The organism is Streptomyces ochraceiscleroticus (assembly GCF_000720485.1).
Classification (GTDB): Bacteria; Actinomycetota; Actinomycetes; order Streptomycetales; family Streptomycetaceae; genus Streptomyces; species Streptomyces ochraceiscleroticus.
In genome coordinates, this window is sequence record NZ_JOAX01000020.1 from 72,334 (window position 1) to 91,242 (window position 18,909).

Consider the following 18,909-nt stretch of genomic DNA (forward strand, 5'->3'; position numbering starts at 1 on the left):
GCCGAGTCAGCCGCCGGCCGGGCCGCCGAGCTGCTTCTGTGCCTCCTGGAGCGCCTCGTCGAGCAGACTCGCGCCCTCCTCCGCCTCCGCGACGGTCAGCGAGAGCGGGGGCGCGATGCGCAGGGCCGCGCCGTTCAGGCCGCCCTTGCCGATGAGCAGGCCGCGTTCCCGCGCGGCCTCGGTGACGGCAGCGGCCGCCCGCGGCGACGGCTCGTCCGTGCCCGGCTCGACCAGCTCGATGCCGATCATCAGGCCGCGCCCGCGGACCTCGCGCACGATGTCCAGCCCCGCGGCCACCGCGCGCAGCCGCTCGATGAGCAGGCCGCCGACGCGCCGGGCGTTGCCCTGGAGGTCGTGTTCGAGGAGGTAGGTGAGGTTGGCCAGGCCCGCCGCCATCGTGACCGGGCTGCCGCCGAAGGTGGAGATGGAGTTGGCGGAGAGGCAGTTCATCACCTCGGCGCGGGCGACCACGCCTCCGATGGACATGCCGTTGCCGATGCCCTTGGCGAAGGTCAGCACGTCGGGCGGGCCGCTCGCGCCGTGCGCCTGCCAGCCCCAGAAGTGCTCACCCGTACGGCCCCAGCCGGTCTGCACCTCGTCGCTGATCCAGAGGATGCCGCGCTCGGCCAGTACCTCGCGGAACGCCGCGTACAGGCCGTCGGGCGGTGCCGTGAAGCCGCCGACGCCCTGGATCGGCTCGGCGATCAGCGCGGCGACGCCGCCCGCCGTCTGCTGGAGCATGTCCTTCAGGTCCGCGACGCACGCCTCGATGTACTGGGCGTCCGTGAGGTGCGCGTACGGGCCGCGGCTGCGCACCCCGCCGTGCACCCACAGCGTCTGCAGCGGCGAGAGGCTGGTCGGCGACCAGCTCTGGTTACCGGTGATGCCGACGGCCGAGAAGGACCGGCCGTGGTAGCTGTTGCGCATCGCCAGGATCTGGTTGGAGCGGCGGTACGTGGTCGCCAGCAGCAGGGCCGCGTCGTTGGCCTCCGTACCGGAGGTGGTGAAGAAGACCCGCGCGTCGGGGATGCCGGAGAGCGCCGCGATCCGCTCCGCCAGGTCCACCATCGGGCGGGAGAGGTAGAGGGTCGAGGTGTGGATGATGCGGCCGGCCTGCTCGGCGACGGCCTTGGTGACCTCGGGCAGCGCGTGCGCGGTCATCGTGGTGAGGATGCCGCCGAAGAAGTCGAGGTAGCGGTTGCCCTCGGAGTCCCAGACGTGCCGGCCCTCGCCGTGCGTCAGCTCGATGGGACGGTCGTAGAGCAGGGTCAGCCACTCGGGGAGGACGGAGCGGTGCCGGGCGTGCAGATGGGCGGCGTCGTCGGCGTAGTGGGTCACGGCTGCACCAGCCCCTCGTACGCGTCGGGACGGCGGTCCCGGTAGAACGCCCACTGCTGCCGGACCTCGTCGATCAGCGCGAAGTCCAGGTCACGGACGACCAGTTCCTCCTTGCTGTCGCTGGCCACGTCGCCGACGAACTGGCCGCGCGGGTCGACGAAGTAGCTGGTGCCGTAGAAGTCGTTGTCGCCGTACTCCTCGACGCCGACGCGGTTGATCGCCGCGACGAAGTACTCATTGGCGACGGCCGCCGCGGGCTGCTCCAGTTGCCAGAGGTGGGCGGAGAGGCCGCGGGAGGTGGCCGAGGGGTTGAAGACGAGCTGGGCGCCGTTCAGGCCGAGCTGCCGCCAGCCCTCGGGGAAGTGCCGGTCGTAGCAGATGTAGACGCCGACCTTGCCGACCGCGGTGTCGAACACCGGCCAGCCCTTGTTGCCCGGTTTGAAGTAGTACTTCTCCCAGAAGCCCTTGACCTGCGGGATGTGGTGCTTGCGGTACGTGCCGAGGACCGTGCCGTCGGCGTCGATGACGGCCGCGGTGTTGTAGTAGAAACCGGACTGCTCGACCTCGAAGACCGGGACGACGATGACCATGCCGGTCTCGCGGGCCAGGTCCTGCATCCGGCGGACGGTCGGGCCGTCGGGCACCGGCTCGGCCCAGCGGTAGTGCTCCGGCTCCTGGACCTGGCAGAAGTACGGGGCGTTGAAGACTTCCTGGAAGCCGATCACCTTCGCGCCCTGGGCGGCCGCCGCGCGGGCGTGCTCCTCATGCTTGGCGATCATCGACTCGGTATCACCGGTCCAGGTCGCCTGCACCAGTGCGGCACGTACAACATCGGCCATGAGCTGCTCCTTTGCCAGGGCGTCAGACACCGGTCCATGTGTGCTCTACGCGTGTGGAGGTGACCGTAGGCCGCGATGTGCACCCTGGCAAGACCATCTCTGCCGCGCCGCGCGGCCGATTCCGCACCCTGCGGGAACTGCTGTACGAGCCGCTGTGAGGGGTGGTGCGGACGGGTCAGCCGGCGCCGGTGAGGCGGTCGGGGACGCCGGCCGTCCGCAGCGCGTGGACGAGGTCGCGGTGGCAGTGCGGCGCCACTCCTGCCGCCGCCTCCAGCAGCAGCGGCAGCAGAACCTCGGGCGCGTCCGTGGCCCGCGCGAGGCCCGCCGCCTCCTGCGCGGTGCGCACGCGGACCAGCGCGGCCAGCAGCTCCCGCGCCTCACCCGTACGGCCCGCGTCCCGCAGCGCCAGCGCGGCGCTCGCCACCTCGGCGACCGGGCGGGCCACGCCCTGGCGCAGCAGGCTCGCGCAGTCCTGGTCACGGCCCGCGGCGGCCAGTGCCTCCGCCGCCGCGGCGAGGCGGTCCGACGGCAGGCAGGCCACCTCCCACAGGAGGGTGGGCACGTCGGCGGCGAGTCCGTACCGCTCCAACTGCTCGGCTGTATACGGAAGTTCGGCGGCGGGGCGGTCGGCGGCCGTGCACAGGAGGGCGTGCGCCTCGCCGCCGCTCCCTGCCGCCCGCAGCTCCGCGAGGCGGGCCGCGGCGGCGGTGACGGCCTGCCGGGTCTCGGGGGTGAGCGGCTGCGGTTCGGCTCCGGGGGCGCCCGTTCCGCTGTCGCGCTCCTTGGCGTGCTTCGGTGCGCGGTCTTCCTCGTAGACACCGGCGAATCGGGCGCCTCGGGGGGCCGCGGGCGACGGGGCGGCCTCGGTCGGCGGGGTGGCCACGGCCGGAGGGGCGGCCTCCGCGCCGTCGCCGGAGACCTCCAGGCCCGCGAAACGGGCGCCGCGCGGACGCTTGGGGACGGCGGGCGCCTCGGCGGCCGGGGGCTCGGCCGGCTCGGGGGCGGCCGCCGGCTCGGTCGGCCCGGAAGCCGTCGGGAGCTCGGCCGGGGCCGTCGGGAGCTCGGCCGTCTCCCCCGCCGCCTCGATCCGCCGCTCCAGTTCGGCCACGCGGGCCCGTGCGCGCGCCGCGTCGTCGCGTACCCAGGCGAGCTCACCGGCCAGTCCGGCCACATTGGTGGCGGGGTCCGCATGCTGGAGTGCCGCGTGCAGGTCGCGTTCGCGGCGGGCGGTGTGGCGGAGCTCGCCGAGCATCGCGCCGAGCCGGTCGCGGAGCACCTCCGGGCCGCCGGTCAGCGCGTCGTACGCGGCGGCCGCCGCACCGTGGAGCTGCCGGGCGCGCGGCTCGGCCTCCGCCGCCGCCCGCGCGCCGCGCCGCCCGGCCAGATCCTGGAGCAGCGAGGCGACCACGTCCCACGGCGGCACCTCGCGCCCCTCCAGACAGGCCCGCAGCCCGTCCGGATCGCGCCGCACGAAGACGCCGTACCAGCCCTCGGTCTCGTCGAGCGCCCCGGTCAGGCCGTCCAGGAAGTACGCGAACTCGCCCACCGCATCGCGCAGCCGTGTCTCCGTCATGCCGCCCCTTTCCGCTCCCGATTGCACACCAGTCGTGTTTCGGCCGCTGTTACGGCGCGGCTACGAGGAGTTTTCCTCCTGCGCACCACGCCACCCCGCCGACTCATGGGTCGACAGGCAAACTTGCAAGTTTGGCTGTCGTTTTTCTACGCTGCCGCCATGCCGACCAAGGGGACAGCGCACGAGCAGCTCGTCACGGACCTCAGCGCGGCCGTCGGACTGCTGATGCGCCGGCTGCGCGCCGAGTCGCCGAGCGGGCAGCTCACGCCCACGCAGCGCGCGGTCTGTGCCCGGCTGGACAGCGACGGGCCGGCCACGACCGCGGCGCTGGCCCGGGCCGAGCTGGTGCGCCCGCAGTCGATGCGGGTGACGCTGGCCGCCCTGGAGGAGCGGGGCGTCATCGCGCGGAGCCCGCACCCCACCGACGGCCGGCAGGCCGTCCTCGCGCTCACCGAGGAGGGCCGGCGGGTACTGGCAGATGTCCGGCGGGCCAAGCAGAACTGGCTCACCGCGGCCATCGCCGAGCACACCACCCCCGAGGAACGGCGCGTACTGGCCGAGGCCGCCGCGCTGCTGAAACGACTGACGGAGAACTGAACGATGACCGCCACCACGCTCGACCCGAAGACCGCGCTGGTCCTGATCGACCTGCAGAAGGGCATCGTCGCGCTGCCCACCGCCCACCCCGCCGCCGAGGTCGTCGAGCGGAGCGCGCGGCTGGCCGCCGCGTTCCGCGAGCGCGGCCTGCCGGTCGTGCTGGTGAACGTCACCGGGGGCGCGCCCGGCCGCACGGAGGGCCCGGCCCGCGGCGGCAACCCGCCCGCCGACTGGGCCGAGCTGGTCCCCGAGCTGGACCAGCAGCCGTCCGACCTCCTGGTCACCAAGAAGACCTGGGGTGCCTTCCACGGCACGCCGCTGGACATGGAGCTGCGCCGCCTCGGCGTCACGCAGATCGTGCTCGCCGGCATCGCGACCAGCATCGGCGTGGAGTCCACGGCGCGCAGCGCGTACGAGCACGGCTACCACGTGACGGTCGCGACGGACGCCGTGACGGACATGGACGCCGACGCGCACCGCAACAGCGTGGAGAAGATCTTCCCGCGGCTGGGCGAGACCGACACCACCGACGCGCTCGTCAAGCTGCTGGGCTGAGCCACTACGGGGCTGACCCCCGGCCTCCCGGGCCGGCCCCCGGAGAGCTCACGCCCCGGCCCGCAGCCGCGGCCACTTCTCGTACCACCGCAGGTCGTCCTCCAACTGGGAGGCGAGCGAGACCAGCCGTGGTTCGCCGCCCTCGGGACCCAACAACTGGGCGCCGAGCGGCAGTCCGCCCGAGCTGAAGCCCGCGGGCACGCTGACGCCCGGCCAGCCGAGCACGTTCCACGGCCAGGCGTACGGGCAGGCCGCGATCATCGCCCGGTCGGTGCGCCAGCCGTTCATCGCGGCGAGCGTGCCGATCCGCGGCGGCGGCGTGGCCGTCGTCGGGGTCAGCACGACGTCGTACCGGCCGAACACCGCGCCCACCCGCTTCTGCTGCCGCGCCTCGACGGCCCGCGCGAGCTTCAGCGCGCGCCCGCCCAGCAGCCGGCCCAGCCGCGCGGCCTCCCGGGTCCTGCGGTCCAGCAGGGTGCGGTCCGGCACCCGTTCGGTCCACTCCCGTACGCCCGTGGTCGCGCGCGGCACGAAGGACAGGCCGATCAGCCCGTAGTCCGGCTCGGCCTCCTCGACGACGTGGCCGAGGCGGGCGAGAGTGCGGGCGATGTCCGTGACGGCGGCGCGCACTTCGGGGTGGAGCGGGCGCGGCGTACCGGTCCAGGCGGCCTTCCAGGACAGCGCGATGCGCAGCCGTCCCGGGTCCCGGCCGACCGCGTCGCGGACCGCGACCGGCGCCGGGCGGTGCAGGTCGTGCCGGTGACTGCCGCTGGAGACCTCCAGGAGCAGCGCCGCGTCCTCGACCGTGCGCGCCAGCGGCCCTATGCCGGTGATGCCCTGGAACGCCTCCGGTTCCGGCCAGGTGGAGATCCGGCCGCGCTGCGGCTTGATGCCCACCAGATGGGTCCAGGCCGCGGGGATACGGACCGAGCCCGCGCCGTCCGTGCCCAGCGCGGCCGGCACCAGTCCGGCGGCGACCGCGGCGGCCGAGCCGCCGGAGGAGCCGCCCGGGGTGTGCGCCGGGCTCCACGGGTTGCGGGTGTCACCGAAGGCCGGGCCCTCGGTGAAGGGCCACTGGCCCAGCTCGCAGGCGTTGGTCTTGCCGACGACGATCGCACCGGCCGCGCGCAGCCGCCGTACCACTTCGGAGTCCTCGGGCTTGGGCGGGAACGTGCCCGCGCAGCCGAACGCGGTGGGCTCACCCGCCACGTCGGTGTCGTCCTTGACCGCGACCGGCACGCCGAGCAGCGGCAGCCGCTCCCCCGCCGCGAGCCTGCGGTCGGCGGCCTCGGCCTCGGCGAGCGCCGCCTCTGTACGCACCAGCCGGAACGCGTTGACGGTGCCCCTGGTCGCCTCGATGCGCTCCAGCGACCGCCCGACCAGTTCGGCCGATGTGGTGTCGCCGTCGCGCAACGCTCTGGCCTGTTCGGCCAGTCCCTCGAACCTGTCCCCCACTGCCTCACGCCGCCTCTCGCACTGACGTTCCGTTCCGACGGAGAAGCGCAGCGTAACCATGCGTGGGAGTCGGCATCAACCGTCTCCGGCTCCCTGTGGGACGCCGGAGACAGTTGTTCCGTATACGGTCAGCGGTTGTTCGTGTGGCCTTCGGGCCGGACGACCATGGCCGAGCCGCCGCCGCGGCGGACCTTCTCGGCGGCCGCGAGCCAGCGCCCGTCGGACAGCCGCTGGACGCCGGTGGCCGCGCCGATCTCGGGGTTTTCCTTGAACGAGTGGCCGAGCGCCTCCAGTTCCGCGCGCAGCTTGCTGTCGTACAGCCCCGGCTCCAGCTCGGTCTGCGCGGCGTTGCGCTGGCTGGCGCGCGGCGCGGCGATGGCGTCGACGAGCGGCAGGCCGCGGTCGAGGTGGCCGAGAAGCGTCTGCAGAACTGTCGTGATGATGGTGGCTCCGCCGGGCGAGCTGACGGCCAGCACGGGCTTGCCGTGGTCGAGGACGACGGTCGGCGACATGGAGGAGCGGGGGCGCTTGGCGGGGCCCGGGAGGTTCGGGTCGGGGACGCCGGGGGCCGCCGGGGCGAAGGAGAAGTCGGTCAGTTCGTTGTTGAGGAGGAAGCCGCGGCCGGGCACGGTGATGCCGCTGCCACCGGTCTGCTCGATGGTGAGGGTGTAGGCGACGACATTGCCCCACTTGTCGGCGGCGGTGAGGTGGGTGGTGTTCTCACCCTCGTACGTCGTGGGCGCGGCCTTGTCACCGTCCGCGCACGGCTTCGGGTGGCGCGGATCGCCGGGCGCGACCGGGCTCTTGAGTACCGCGTCGTCCTTGATCAGGCAGGCCCGCGAGTCCGCGAATCGCTGCGAGGTCAGTTCCTTGGTGGGCACCTTCTGCGCTGCCGGGTCACCGACCCAGCGGCCGCGGTCGGCGAACGCGATGCGGCTCGCCTCGATGTAGCGGTGCAGGTACTGCTTCTCGCTCAGCTTGGATACGTCGTAGTTCTCCAGGATGTTGAGCGCTTCGGCGACGCTCGTGCCGCCGGAGGAGGACGGCGCCATGCCATAGACGTCCAGGCCGCGGTACTTCGTCTTCGTCGGCGCCTGGACTTTGGTCCCGTACGCGTCGAGGTCGGCCGCGGTGAGGTCGCCGGGCCGCACCTTGCGGGTGGAGCCCTCCCGTACGGGCGGCTGCTCGACGGTGCGGACGATGTCCTCGCCCAGCCGTCCGCGGTACAGCGCGTCCACGCCCTTGGCCGCCAACTCGCCGTAGGTGCGGGCGAGATCGGGGTTCTTCAGCGTGGAGCCGACGGCCGGGGGCTGCCCGCCGGGCAGGAAGAGCTTCGCGCTGGCGGGGAAGTCGCGGAACCGGTCGGCGTTGTCGGCGGTCTGCTTGCGGAAGGTCTCGTCGACGGTGAAGCCGTCGCGGGCGATGCGGGTGGCGGGCGCGAGGACCTGGCCGAGCGAGCGGCTGCCCCACTTGTCCAGCGCGGTGTCCCAGGTGGCGGGCGTGCCGGGGGTGCCGACACCCAGGCCGCTGGTGACGGCCTCGCTGAAGGGGATCGGCTTGCCGTTCTCCAGGAAGAGGTCCTTGTCCGCGGTCAGCGGCGCGGTCTCGCGGCCGTCGATCGTCTGCACGGAGCGCTTCTTGGCGTTGTAGTAGACGAAGTAGCCGCCGCCTCCGACGCCGGCGGAGTACGGCTCGGTGACGCCCAGCGCCGCCGCGGTGGCGACCGCGGCGTCCACGGCGTTGCCGCCCTTCTTCAGCACCTCGATGCCGGCCGCCGAGGCGTCGGGGTCGACGCTGGAGACCGCGCCGCCGGAGCCCACGGCGACCGGGGACTTGGGCGGGGCCTCGGTCGCGGAGGCCGCGGGTGCCGCCGCGGGCCGGGCGCTGGCCGGTACGGAGGCCAGCGAGCCGGCCAGCACGGCCGTCACGGCCAGCACCGACAGGCGTCGGACATGCGTCATCTGTGCCTTCCCTCCATCGAGTTCGCGCCAGAAGCCGGAGCCTACCTGCGGCTCTTCAGGGGCGACAGGGCGCCGAAGGGCCGCCGCCACGAGATCTTTACCCTTGCGTAACCTACCGACGGGTTACCTTCGGTAACTCGCTCGCCTTACTCTCCAGTCACTTCGGTACCGGTGCCACCGGTCACTCCCCCTCTCTTCGCCTCTTCCCCCACACCGCGACCTGGAGCAGTAGATGACGCCCTCCCGTACGACGCTGCGCGCCGCGATCGGTACCGTCTCCGCGGCCGTCCTCGCCACCACCCTCACGGCCACGGCCCCCGCTGCCCAGGCGGCCCCGGCCGCCGCCACCGCCCCCGCGTCCGTGAAGTTCGTGGACATCGAGGGAGACGGCGGCATCACGCTCAAGGCGAATGTCTTTACCCCCGGCGACGCCGACGGCAGCAAGAAGTACCCGGTAATCGTGCTGCCGACGAGCTGGGGCATGCCGCAGATCGAATACGTCGCGCAGGCCAAGAAGCTGGCGGACTCCGGGTACATCGTCGTCGGGTACAACTCGCGCGGCTTCTGGCAGTCCGGTGGGAACATCGAGACGGCGGGCCCGCAGGACGTCGCCGACGCCCGCAAGGTCGTCGACTGGGCGCTGGCCAACACCCCCGCCGACCCGGCCAAGGTCGGGATGGGCGGAGTGAGTTACGGCGCCGGGATCAGCCTGCTGGCGTCCGCCTTCGACCCGCGCATCAAGGCGGTCGCGGCGCTCAGCGGGTGGGCCGATCTGATCGACTCCATCTACAGCGGCCGCACGCAGCACGCGCAGGCCGCCGGGCTGCTGGCGGGCGCGGGCGAACTCACCGGGCGGCCCAGCGCCGAACTCCGGACGATCATGAAGGACTTCCTCGGCTCGAACCTCGACAAGGAGGACGAGATGATCGCGTGGGGGAAGAAGCGCTCCCCCGCCACCTACCTCGACAGGATCAACGCCAATGGCGCGGCCATCATGATGGGCAACGCCTGGGGCGACTCGATCTTCCCGCCGAACCAGTACGCCGACTTCTTCGAGAAGCTCAAGGGGCCCAAGCGGCTGGAGTTCCGGCCCGGCGACCACGCCACCGCCGAGGCCACGGGCCTGCTCGGGCTGCCCAACGACACCTGGACCGACACCAAGCGCTGGTTCGACCACTACCTCAAGGGCGCCGACAACGGCGTCGACCGCGAGTCCCCGGTCCAGCTCAAGTCCCGCTCCACCGGCGCGTACGAGGGGTACGCGAGCTGGAAGGACGTGCCCTCCGACGAGCGGCGCATCCCGTTGAACGGCACGCACGGCATCGCCACGAACCGCGACTCCGGCGCGAACGGCGGCACGATCTTCCTCTCGAGCATGCTGGACCAGTTCTTCAAGGTCCCGCCGATGGCGTCGGTACCGCTGCTGCCCCGCTCGGCCGCCGCGGTCTGGCAGTCCGCCCCGTACGAGACCCAGCAGCGGGTGCGCGGCACGGCGAAGCTGCACACCACGGTCAGCAGCACCGCCGAGAGCGGCACCGCGGTCGCCTACCTCTACGACGTCGGCCCGCTCGGCACCGGGAAGCTGGTCACGCACGCGCCGTTCACCTTCCACGGCAAGCAGCCGGGCACGCCGTTCGGCGTGGACCTGGACCTGTTCTCCACGGCGTACGACGTGCCGGCCGGGCACCGGCTCGCGGTGGTCGTGGACTCCGTCGACCCGCTCTACATCGAGCACAACCCGGACGGCGCGAAGCTCACCTTCTCCTCGCCGGCCGGCGACCCGTCGTGGGTGTCGGTACCGGTACGGGACTGACGCAACGTCAGCACCGCGGATGGCCGGGCACGTCACAGCGGGGGCGTGCCCGGCAGCAGTGTGCCCGGCTCGGCGGCGCCCACCTCCCCCTCGACCTTCGGGTTGCGCCGCTGCCGCCGGCCGATCCAGTGGGCGAACCAGGACAGCAGCATGCACATCCCGATGTAGATCGGCGAGATGACCAGGACGACGGGGATGAACGGCAGGTCGTAGTCGAGGTTGGAGGCGATCAGCCGGCCCGCGTGCAGGAACTCCTCGTAGGTGATGAGGAAGCCGAGCGAGGTGTCCTTCAGCGCGACGACGAGCTGGCTGATGATCGTGGGCAGCATCGCGCGGACCGCCTGCGGAACCAGGACGTGCGTCATGACCTGCGTCTTGCGCATGCCCAGCGCGTACGCCGCCTCGTGCTGGCCGCGCTCGACGGCGTGCACGCCGGTGCGGAAGACCTCGGCGAGCACCGAGCCGTTGTAGAGCGTCAGGCCGACGACCAGCGCGGTCAGCGGCTCGGCCCGCAGCGCCACATAGATGAAGAAGATCATCACCAGTACGGGCATGGCGCGGAAGAACTCCACCAGGAGGGTGCACAGCCAGCGGACCGGCCGGTGCCAGGAGAGCCGCCCGGCGGCCAGCACCGCGCCCAGCGCCAGGGAGAGCACCGCCGCGATCGCGAACGCCTTGAGCGTGTTGCCCAGGCCCCGCAGCAGCAGCTCCTGGATGCCCTGGTACTCGAAGGGCGTCCACTTCCGGCCGCTGAACTGGCCGGTGTCGATCAGGAGATAGACCGCCCAGGCGAGGACGGCGAGGATGACGAGCGTCGCCACCACACCGTAGAGGCGGTGCCGGCCGCGGGTTCTCGGTCCGGGGACGTCGTAGAGGGCGGTGCCGGTCATCGGGCGACTCCCCAGCGCTTCTCCAGCACGTTGAACAGCGCGCTGATGGTCAGGGTCACGATCAGATAGCCGACGGCGATCCAGAGGAAGGACCAGATGATGCTGTAGCCCAGCTCATTGAGCGTCTTGTACGTGCCGAGCAGCTCGACGACGCTGAAGGAGCCGGCGATCGCGGAGTTCTTGGCCAGCGCGATCAGCGTGGAGCCGACGGGCGGGATGACCGTACGGAACGCCTGCGGCAGCACCACCGTGCCCAGCGTCTGCGCGAAGGTCATGCCCAGGCTCCGGGCCGCCTCGCCCTGGCCCACCGGGACGGTGTTGATGCCCGAGCGCACCGCCTCGCAGATGAACGCCGAGGTGTAGCAGCCGAGCGCCAGGATCGCGAAGACGTCGAAGGGCAGCACCAGGCCGAACCGCGGCAGGCCGAGCAGGACCGCGAAGAACAGCAGGGTGAGCGGGGTGTTGCGGAGCACCGTCACCCATACCGTGCCGAAGGTGCGCAGCGAGCCGACCGGCGCGACCCGGAAGCCCGCCATGATCACGCCGAGTACGAGGGCGAGCAGCGAGGCGAAGACGGTGAGCTCGACGGTGCCGAGCAGGCCCTTGCCGTAGAGGGACCAGTTGTGGGTCAGTACGTCCATGGGTGTCGGGGGCTCCCTCAGCTCACCTGTAGCGGTCGATCCTGGGCGGCTTCGGCGCGGGCACTCCGGACAGCCCGAGGGTGGCGTCGTACGCCTTCTTCCAGTTGCCGTTCTTCTCGGCGACTTCGAGCGCGTCGTCCAGCGCGAAGCGCAGCGCGGGGTCCTTGAGAGGCAGGCCGACGCCGTACGGCTCCTCGGAGAAGGGCTTGCCGACCAGCTTCAGCTCGTCGGGCGCCTTGGCGGCGTAGCCGAGCAGAATGGCGTCGTCGGTGGTGACCGCGTCGACCTGAAAGGTGAGCAGGTTGTCGACGCAGACGGAGTAGGTGTCGTACGCGACGAGGACGGCCTTGGGGTAGTCGGCCTTGATGCGCTGATACGGGGTGGAGCCCGCGGCGGAGCAGACCCGCTTGCCCGCCAGGTCCTTGGGGCCCTTGATGTCCTGCTCGTCCTTGCGCACCAGCAGGCTCTGGCCCGCCATGTAGTACGGGCCCGCGAAGCCGACCTGCTTCTTGCGCAGGTCGTTGATGGTGTAGGTGCCGACGTAGTAGTCGATCTGGCCGTTCTGCACGGCGGTCTCGCGGTTGGCCGAGGCGATCGTCTTGTAGGTGAGGGACTTGGGGTCGAAACCGAGCGCGGCGGAGAGCATCTTGGCGATCTCGATGTCGAAGCCGCGGTACGCGCCGGAGGACGGGTCCCGTTCGCCCAGGTACGGCTGGTCCTCCTTGACGCCGACGACCAGGTGGCCGCGGCGCTTCGCCTGCTGCCAGGTGGGCGAGTCGGTGAGCTGGAAGCGGGTCTGCACCTGGTACTTGGGGAGCTCGTCGCCGCGCGGGCCCTTGGCGGGCGGGCTGCCGGGCTTGCCGCAGGCGGCGGCGAGGACGGCCAGGACGGCGAGGAGGAGGGCCGTGGCGACCCGTGGTGTCTTCTTCACTGCGCACTCCCCCGCTCAGTGCTTGAGGATCTTGGAGAGGAAGTCCTTGGCGCGGTCGCTCTCCGGGTGGGTGAAGAACTCCTCGGGGGTGCGGTCCTCCACGATCGCCCCGTCCGCCATGAAGACCACGCGGTTGGCGGCGGACCGGGCGAAGCCCATCTCGTGGGTGACCACGACCATCGTCATGCCCTCCTGGGCGAGCTGCCGCATGACCTCCAGCACCTCGTTGATCATCTCCGGGTCGAGCGCCGAGGTGGGCTCGTCGAAGAGGAGCGCCTTGGGTTCCATGGCCAGCGCGCGGGCGATGGCCACGCGCTGCTGCTGTCCGCCGGAGAGCTGGGCGGGGTACTTGTCGGCCTGTGAGGCGAGGCCGACCCGGTCCAGGAGTTCGCGGGCCCGCCGTTCGGCCGCCTCCTTGCCGCTCCTGCGGACCTTCAGCGGCGCGAGCGTGATGTTGGCCAGCACGGTCTTGTGCGCGAAGAGGTTGAAGGACTGGAAGACCATGCCGACGTCGGCGCGCAGCCGGGCCAGCTCGCGGCCCTCCTCGGGGAGCGGGTGGCCGTCCAGCGTGATGGTGCCGGAGTGGATCGGTTCGAGGCGGTTGATCGTTCGGCAGAGGGTCGACTTGCCGGAACCGGAGGGGCCGATGACGACGACCACCTCGCCGCGGCCGACGGTGAGGTCGATGTCCTGGAGGACGTGGAGCTTCCCGTAGTACTTGTTGACCCGGCGCATCTCGATCAGCGCGTCACCGGCCATATGCAGCCCTGCTCACTCTCGTCCGGCACGTCCGTACAGCGGAGAGTTCGCAAACTACCCCAAATGCCCCTGGTTCGGCGCTCGGGGACACGCGGGGTGAGGCACCGCACCCCCTAGGTACACATGAGACGCCTGCGTACCTAACGTCTCTGATCAGCTGAGCGACCCCATGCAAGACGGAGTGTGTCCGGCTCGGGGTCTTCCCACCGAGGCCGGGTAGCGTGAGCGTGCAGGTGGAATCCCGCGCCCAGTACTGCCCCGCGGGGCCTGTGAGGCCGGTCGGTGGTGTGCTTGCTGATCGTCGTCACGTCCTGGTGCCGGTCGGCTGCGCGAGGCAGCCGGGTCCGGCCCGTGTGAGCGTGTCCCTCCGGACGCTTGCCCGCCAGACCCGAAGGACCGGTGGGGGAGGGTGCCCTGCGTCGCCTGGGCGCGGGGCGTTCTGTCTGCCGCCGGGTGGGTCCGGTCTTGGACCGGGCCCGGCTGGTCTTCGCGGTGTTCGGGATGACCACGGCTTTGGCTTCGAGTGTGTCCACCACCGCGCGGATGACCATGCCACCGCCGGCGCGTTCGGTCACGGTCTTCGCTTGGTGGGTGAGGCCGCGTGCGGCGACGCGCATCCATGCTCCCTGGTCGCGGTCGCCCTGCCAGCCGCAGGAGCCGCAGACGGCCCACTTCCAACCGGGTGTGGTGGGCCGGTCCGGGGCCTTGCGGTGCCGTAGCGGTACGAGGCACTGCGGGCAGTGCTGGGAGGTGTTCCGGGCCGGGACCGTCACGACGGCGATCCCGGCCTCGGCGGCCAGGTGCCGCATCCGGTCCACGATCTGCCCGCGCACCGTCTGGGAGAGTCGAGTGTTCATCGTGCGGCCCATGCCCCTGGCCTCCATCGAGCGGAGGTCCTCTGCATAGATCACCGTCGCGCCGACGGCAATGGCCTGATCGACGGTCCAGCGGGCGGCGGCCCCGGCGAGGGCGTCGTTGAGGTTCGACCGGCGGTCGCCGACGCGTCGGATCTCGTCGGTGAGAAGCTGGCGCTTGGCCGACAAGGGATGTTCGGCGATGCCGCCGGTGAGTCGCTGGTAGTGGTTTGCCTTTGCGTGCAGGTGCTCGGACAGGCGGCGCAGACGGTGCTGTTTCGCCAGGACACCAGCGGCGCGGAACATGCCCCCGGCCCCGAGGCCGGTGATACGCCCGTCGTCGTGCAGCCGGGCGGCCCCGGCGGACAACAGTGTAGTGAGACCCCAGTCCACGCCGAGCGCGACCGTGTGTCCGGTACGCCGGGTCCGGGGAACGGGGTGGGCAAAGGCGAGGTCGGCCCGCACGCGCCCTTGGTGGATGCGCAGGGTGGGAAGGTGCAGCACCGCGCTGGGCGGGATGGTGGGCGGCAGCATGATCGGGCAGGCGACCCACGTCCAGTCCCGGTAGGAGCGCGGGTCGGGGCGGGTGGGGAGCTGCACCCGCAGCAGCGCCCGGCCCGGGTCGCTCTCGTGCCGTTCAACGGTGGCCTGCTGCCCGTCGCACGCCGACAGCAGCAGCATCCGGGCAGTTCGGGGCGCGGCCTCCAGCTCGAACACATCGACCGGCAGCCGCCCGTACTTCCCGGCGAAGACGGCGATCTGTCGAGTGCGGGACTTGATCGCACTGCCCGGCAGATGCTGCCCGCCCGGCACGGCCTCACGCACCGCGTCCCATTCGTCCGGGGCGCGCCTGGCCGGGTCAGCGGGCCACGCCGCGAGCACTCCGGCAGTCAGATCAGCACGCCACTTCGCCGACCGCAGAGCACGCCCGGCCTGCTCCTGAGCCATACGCACAATCCGGTCATTGGCCCGGATGCCCTCGGACGGTGCGACAGTCCAACCGAGACGCCGCAGCGCCATCCAGGCGTTCGACGGCAGCTTCCTGCAGCCCGCATCCTCGCCGGAGGCGAGCACGTCCACATCGGGGCCGTTCCAATGCTCGGCGAGCAACGCGCTGACCATCCCGGACACCAGATCAGCGCACCAGCCCACCCGCTCAACGAGCGCGGCGGCAGGCAGGAGCGCACTGGTCTTCTCATCCACCCCGGTTCGCAGCACGCCGCGTGCGCACGCGGTACGGGCTGTCTCGCCCTCACCCAGCGGCACCCTCCGGCTCATCGACGCCCCTCCCCGCCCGTGATGCCATCATCCGATCAACGACATCTCCGCGAAAAGGTCACGCATTCGGTCCGCGCACTCATATACGACACCGTCACCGACGCCGTACACACATCATGACGTTGCCGGATGACACCGCTACGGCCCCCTAGGGGAATGTGTGAGTCTGTGCGCATGGTGGAGCACCGGCCTGTTTTCCAGCGCATCGCCGACGACCTGCGGCGGCAGATCGACGAGGGCGTCCTCGCCGTCGGCGCGCGCATCCCCTCCCGCGCCGAGCTGAAGCGGGCGTACGAAGCCAGCGACCAGACCGTGGACCGCGCCGTGCGCATGCTGAAGGCGGCGGGGTATGCGGAAGGGCAGTTCGGGCGCGGGGTGTTCGTCGCGGACCGGGCGCCGCTGGGCATACTGCTGCGCTCCACGGGTGCCGTCGACTCGCCCTTCGCCGCGAGTATCACCCATGTGAATTGCCCGGAGGGCACGCCGTTGACGTGGGAGGCGACGTCCACGACCGAGGCGGCGACGGAGCCGGTGGCCCGGCGGCTGCACATCGCGCCCGGCGACAGCGTGGTCTGCACGCAGTACGAGTACCTCGCCGACCGCCGGCCCGTGCAGCTCGCGACGAGCTGGGAACCGCTGGCGATCACGGAGGGCACGGACGTGATCTTCCCGGAGCACGGGCCCTACGCGCGCCGCGGCGTGCGCGGACGGATGGCGGCGATCGGGGTCCGCGTGGTGCGTGCCGAGGAGCGGGTGGGCTCCCGGCCCGCCGCCAGCGCCGAGGCGGAAGCGCTGGGCTGCCCGCCGGGGAGCTGCGTCACGGTCGTGGAGCGCACGCACTTCGACGCGGACGGACGGGCGGTGGAGACCTCGGACATCGTCGTACGGGCCGACCGCTGGCAGCTCGCTTACGACATCGCGTTCGTGTGAGGGTTCGTGTGAGGCAGGCGCCCGGCCGGGGATGCGGCGCAGGCGCTCAGCTCTCCGCGACCTCGGCGTAGAGCTGGGAGAGCTCGGGCGCCCCGCTGTCCACCCACTCGTGACCGGCCGTCACCACATCGATCTCGCGGCCCGAAGCCAGCCGGACGACCGGCTCACCGCCGGGCCAGATCTTCCAGCGGGCCCCGGGGACCGTGCGCACCAGGACCGTACCGAGGTAGAGGCCCACGTCGTTGCCCAGCCACGGCCCGATCTCCGGGTCCGACCGCCAGGCGGGCAGGAGCTGGTCCAGCTCCTCCAACGAGCCCACCGAATCGTCCAGTTCCACCCCCGCTCCCGCGGCCTGACCGCGCAGCAGCTCGCACTCCGACAGCAGATCGGCGATACCCTCCGCGTCCTCGTCCCCCGGTGCCGGCGCCGCGGCGGAACGGCCCGCTTGCGGATGCTTGCGCCACTTGTCCAGGAAAGACATGTTCATGGGGTGCAGCGTCCCACTCCCGCCCGGGCGGCGGCCACAGGCGCGCGGCGCCCCGAGTCATCCGGTCGCCACGGCTCCCTTGACGCCCCCCTGCCGTCTCCTTACGTTCATGGCGCTTGTGTCTGATGGACCGGATCATGCTCACCCCGTGGCGCACCCGCCACCGAAGGAGCCGTCTGATGCGCGTACGACAATGGGGCACAACCGTTCCGCTCGCTCTCGCCCTCACGGTCGCGGGGACCGCCGTCCCGGCCACCGCCGACCAGCAACGCGCGGCAGATCCGCAGCCGTTGGCGAGACTCTTCGACAACAAGGCCGTGAGCGACGACGCCAGATCCGGCGCCGCGGACTTCGACGGCGCCGGCAGCTCCCTGTCGGCGCAGGACCTCGCCGCGGCCGGCTGGACGCCCGGCCGGACGCTGGCCCTGGACGCGACCCGGCTGACCTGGCCGCGCACCGCGCCCGGCACGCCCGACAACGTACGGGCGAACGGCCAGGCCGTCCGGCTGAGCGGCGCCGGCACCGCGCTGTCCTTCCTGGTCGCCGGGACCGGCGGGGACGCCACCGGCACCGGCACGGTCGAGTACCAGGACGGCTCGCGCAGCACGTACGAGCTGACCGCGCCGGACTGGCGGACCGGCCCCCTCAGCACCAAGGCGGTGGCCCTGCCGCATCTGAACTCTGCGGCCGGACAGCGTGCGGAAACGGTACGCCTGTACGCGGTGACGGTGCCGGTGCGCCCCGGCCGCCAGGTCCGCTCGGTCACCCTCCCCAAGGACCCGGGCCCCGACCGCGACCTGCATGTCTTCGCCGCGGCGCTGCGCCGGGCCACGCCCGGCTGGACCGGGAGCTGGGCGGCCAGCAGCGCCGGGTACACCAAGGTCGGGCCGTGGCGGGACCAGACGCTGCGGCTGGTGGTGCACGCCGGGGCGGGCGGTAAGCAGGCCCGGGTCCGGCTGGAGAACACCTTCGCGGCCACGCCCGTGGACATCGGCGCGGCGAGCGTGGCCGTCCAGGGCAGCGGCGCGCAGGCGGCGCGCAAGCCCGTGCCGCTCACCTTCGGCGGGCAGCGCGGCACCCGTATCCCCGCCGGCGCGCAGGCGTTCAGCGACCCGGTGGACTTCGCCGTACCCGCCGATACCAATCTGCTGGTGAGCTTTCACCTCGCGGGCCCGGTGGGCGCGGCACCCGTGCACAAGGAGGCCATACAGCGGTCGTACGTGAGCGCGCCCGGCAGCGGTGACCGGACGGGCGACGCGGGCGGCGCCGCCTACACCGGCACTCTCACGACCTGGCCGTTCCTCTCGGGCGTCGATGTCACCGGCGGTCCGGGCTCGATCGTGGCGCTGGGCGACTCGATCACCGACGGGGTGAAGTCGACGGAGGGCGCCAACCGGCGCTGGCCGGACACCCTGGCGCGGCGCTTCCAGAACCAGACCGCACTGCCCAGGTACGGCGTGATCAACCACGGGATCTCGGCGAACCGCATCGTCACCGACCGCTACAAGGGCGACGGGATCAGCACCGACACCGGCGGGGTCAGCGCCCAGCACCGGCTGGAACGGGACGTGCTGGCGCAGACGTCGGCCCGTACGGTCGTGGTCTTCGAGGGCATCAACGACGTGCGCTCCGGCACCTCGGCGGCCGAGGTGATCACCGGGCTGCGGGCCATCGCGCGGCGGGCGCACGAGCGGGGCCTGCGGGTGGTGGCCGCGACGGTCGCACCCTGCGAGGGCTACCCCGACTGCTACCCGGAGGTCGACCAGCGGCGGCAGGCCGTCAACGCCTTCATCCGGGACAGCGGCGGCGCTGTGGATGCCGTACTGGACTTCGACGCGGTGATCCGCGACCCGGAGCGGCCGCAGCGGATGCTGCCGGCGTACGACAGCGGCGACCATCTGCACCCCGGCGACGAGGGGCTGAAGGCGCTCGCGGAGTCGGTGGAGCTGCGCAAGCTCGTGCCGTGAGGCGCGGGACCGGCCGGGGCTGCGTGCCCCGGCCGGCGCGG

At 72.2% G+C, this 18,909-nt stretch carries 16 protein-coding genes; 5 read left to right on the plus strand and 11 right to left on the minus strand.

Going from position 1 to position 18,909, the window contains the following annotated elements; all coding sequences use genetic code 11:
- Window positions 1–6: 6 nt before the first annotated feature.
- From IG84_RS0123540 to IG84_RS0123555, 3 genes are all read right to left on the minus strand, one after another.
- Entirely contained in the window at window positions 7–1,338 is a 1,332-nt protein-coding gene (locus IG84_RS0123540) for an aspartate aminotransferase family protein (protein WP_031060739.1), read from the minus strand.
- Window positions 1,335–2,177, minus strand: a complete 843-nt coding sequence (locus IG84_RS0123545; RefSeq protein WP_031060742.1) for a nitrilase-related carbon-nitrogen hydrolase — start codon at window positions 2,175–2,177, stop codon at window positions 1,335–1,337. Before IG84_RS0123545 ends, IG84_RS0123540 begins: the two co-directional genes overlap by 4 nt.
- 175 nt (window positions 2,178–2,352) lie before the next feature.
- Entirely contained in the window at window positions 2,353–3,750 is a 1,398-nt protein-coding gene (locus IG84_RS0123555; protein ID WP_031060745.1) for a hypothetical protein, read from the minus strand.
- A 159-nt stretch (window positions 3,751–3,909) separates the two neighbouring features.
- Here IG84_RS0123555 and IG84_RS0123560 point away from each other — a divergent pair, with 159 nt between their 5' ends.
- Both IG84_RS0123560 and IG84_RS0123565 read left to right on the plus strand, forming a co-directional pair.
- The gene (locus tag IG84_RS0123560; RefSeq protein ID WP_031060748.1) at window positions 3,910–4,347 is read left to right on the plus strand and encodes a MarR family winged helix-turn-helix transcriptional regulator; all 438 of its coding nucleotides are present in this window, start codon (window positions 3,910–3,912) and stop codon (window positions 4,345–4,347) included.
- Window positions 4,348–4,350: 3 nt separating this feature from the next.
- Window positions 4,351–4,902, plus strand: coding sequence for an isochorismatase family protein (locus IG84_RS0123565; RefSeq protein WP_031060750.1), 552 nt, complete (start codon window positions 4,351–4,353; stop codon window positions 4,900–4,902).
- A 48-nt stretch (window positions 4,903–4,950) separates the two neighbouring features.
- On the opposite strand, the gene IG84_RS0123570 is transcribed toward IG84_RS0123565, so the two are convergent.
- On the minus strand, window positions 4,951–6,417 hold the full coding sequence (locus tag IG84_RS0123570; protein ID WP_078649267.1) for an amidase: 1,467 nt from the start codon (window positions 6,415–6,417) through the stop codon (window positions 4,951–4,953).
- Between the two features lie 68 nt (window positions 6,418–6,485).
- Window positions 6,486–8,318: a gamma-glutamyltransferase gene (ggt, locus tag IG84_RS0123575; RefSeq protein WP_031060755.1), complete on the minus strand. Its 1,833-nt coding sequence runs from the start codon at window positions 8,316–8,318 to the stop codon at window positions 6,486–6,488.
- 232 nt (window positions 8,319–8,550) lie between these two features.
- Between ggt and IG84_RS0123580 the strand changes: the two genes are divergently transcribed.
- Window positions 8,551–10,131: an alpha/beta fold hydrolase gene (locus IG84_RS0123580; RefSeq protein ID WP_031060759.1), complete on the plus strand. Its 1,581-nt coding sequence runs from the start codon at window positions 8,551–8,553 to the stop codon at window positions 10,129–10,131.
- A gap of 32 nt (window positions 10,132–10,163) precedes the next feature.
- Here the strand turns inward: IG84_RS0123580 and IG84_RS0123585 are convergent, their stop codons facing one another.
- The 5 genes from IG84_RS0123585 to IG84_RS0123605 form a co-directional block, all read right to left on the minus strand.
- A complete protein-coding gene (locus tag IG84_RS0123585) occupies window positions 10,164–11,021 on the minus strand; it encodes an amino acid ABC transporter permease (protein ID WP_031060761.1) in 858 nt (285 codons plus the stop codon).
- Window positions 11,018–11,662: an amino acid ABC transporter permease gene (locus IG84_RS0123590; protein ID WP_031060763.1), complete on the minus strand. Its 645-nt coding sequence runs from the start codon at window positions 11,660–11,662 to the stop codon at window positions 11,018–11,020. Before IG84_RS0123590 ends, IG84_RS0123585 begins: the two co-directional genes overlap by 4 nt.
- Window positions 11,663–11,684: 22 nt before the next feature.
- Complete coding sequence (locus tag IG84_RS0123595) at window positions 11,685–12,593, minus strand: glutamate ABC transporter substrate-binding protein (RefSeq protein WP_031060765.1); 909 nt, start codon at window positions 12,591–12,593, stop codon at window positions 11,685–11,687.
- A 15-nt stretch (window positions 12,594–12,608) separates the two neighbouring features.
- Entirely contained in the window at window positions 12,609–13,352 is a 744-nt protein-coding gene (locus tag IG84_RS0123600) for an amino acid ABC transporter ATP-binding protein (RefSeq protein WP_031060767.1), read from the minus strand.
- A gap of 140 nt (window positions 13,353–13,492) precedes the next feature.
- Entirely contained in the window at window positions 13,493–15,484 is a 1,992-nt protein-coding gene (locus IG84_RS0123605) for a zinc ribbon domain-containing protein (protein WP_031060769.1), read from the minus strand.
- A gap of 174 nt (window positions 15,485–15,658) precedes the next feature.
- On the opposite strand from IG84_RS0123605, the gene IG84_RS0123610 reads away from it, so the two are divergent.
- Window positions 15,659–16,414 carry a GntR family transcriptional regulator gene (locus tag IG84_RS0123610; RefSeq protein WP_031060771.1) on the plus strand — a complete coding sequence of 252 codons (756 nt, stop codon included), beginning with the start codon at window positions 15,659–15,661 and terminating at the stop codon, window positions 16,412–16,414.
- Between the two features lie 46 nt (window positions 16,415–16,460).
- On the opposite strand, the gene IG84_RS0123615 is transcribed toward IG84_RS0123610, so the two are convergent.
- Window positions 16,461–16,901, minus strand: a complete 441-nt coding sequence (locus tag IG84_RS0123615) for a DUF6278 family protein (RefSeq protein ID WP_031060773.1) — start codon at window positions 16,899–16,901, stop codon at window positions 16,461–16,463.
- Between the two features lie 179 nt (window positions 16,902–17,080).
- Here IG84_RS0123615 and IG84_RS0123620 point away from each other — a divergent pair, with 179 nt between their 5' ends.
- Entirely contained in the window at window positions 17,081–18,868 is a 1,788-nt protein-coding gene (locus IG84_RS0123620; RefSeq protein WP_031060774.1) for an SGNH/GDSL hydrolase family protein, read from the plus strand.
- Window positions 18,869–18,909: the final 41 nt, after the last annotated feature.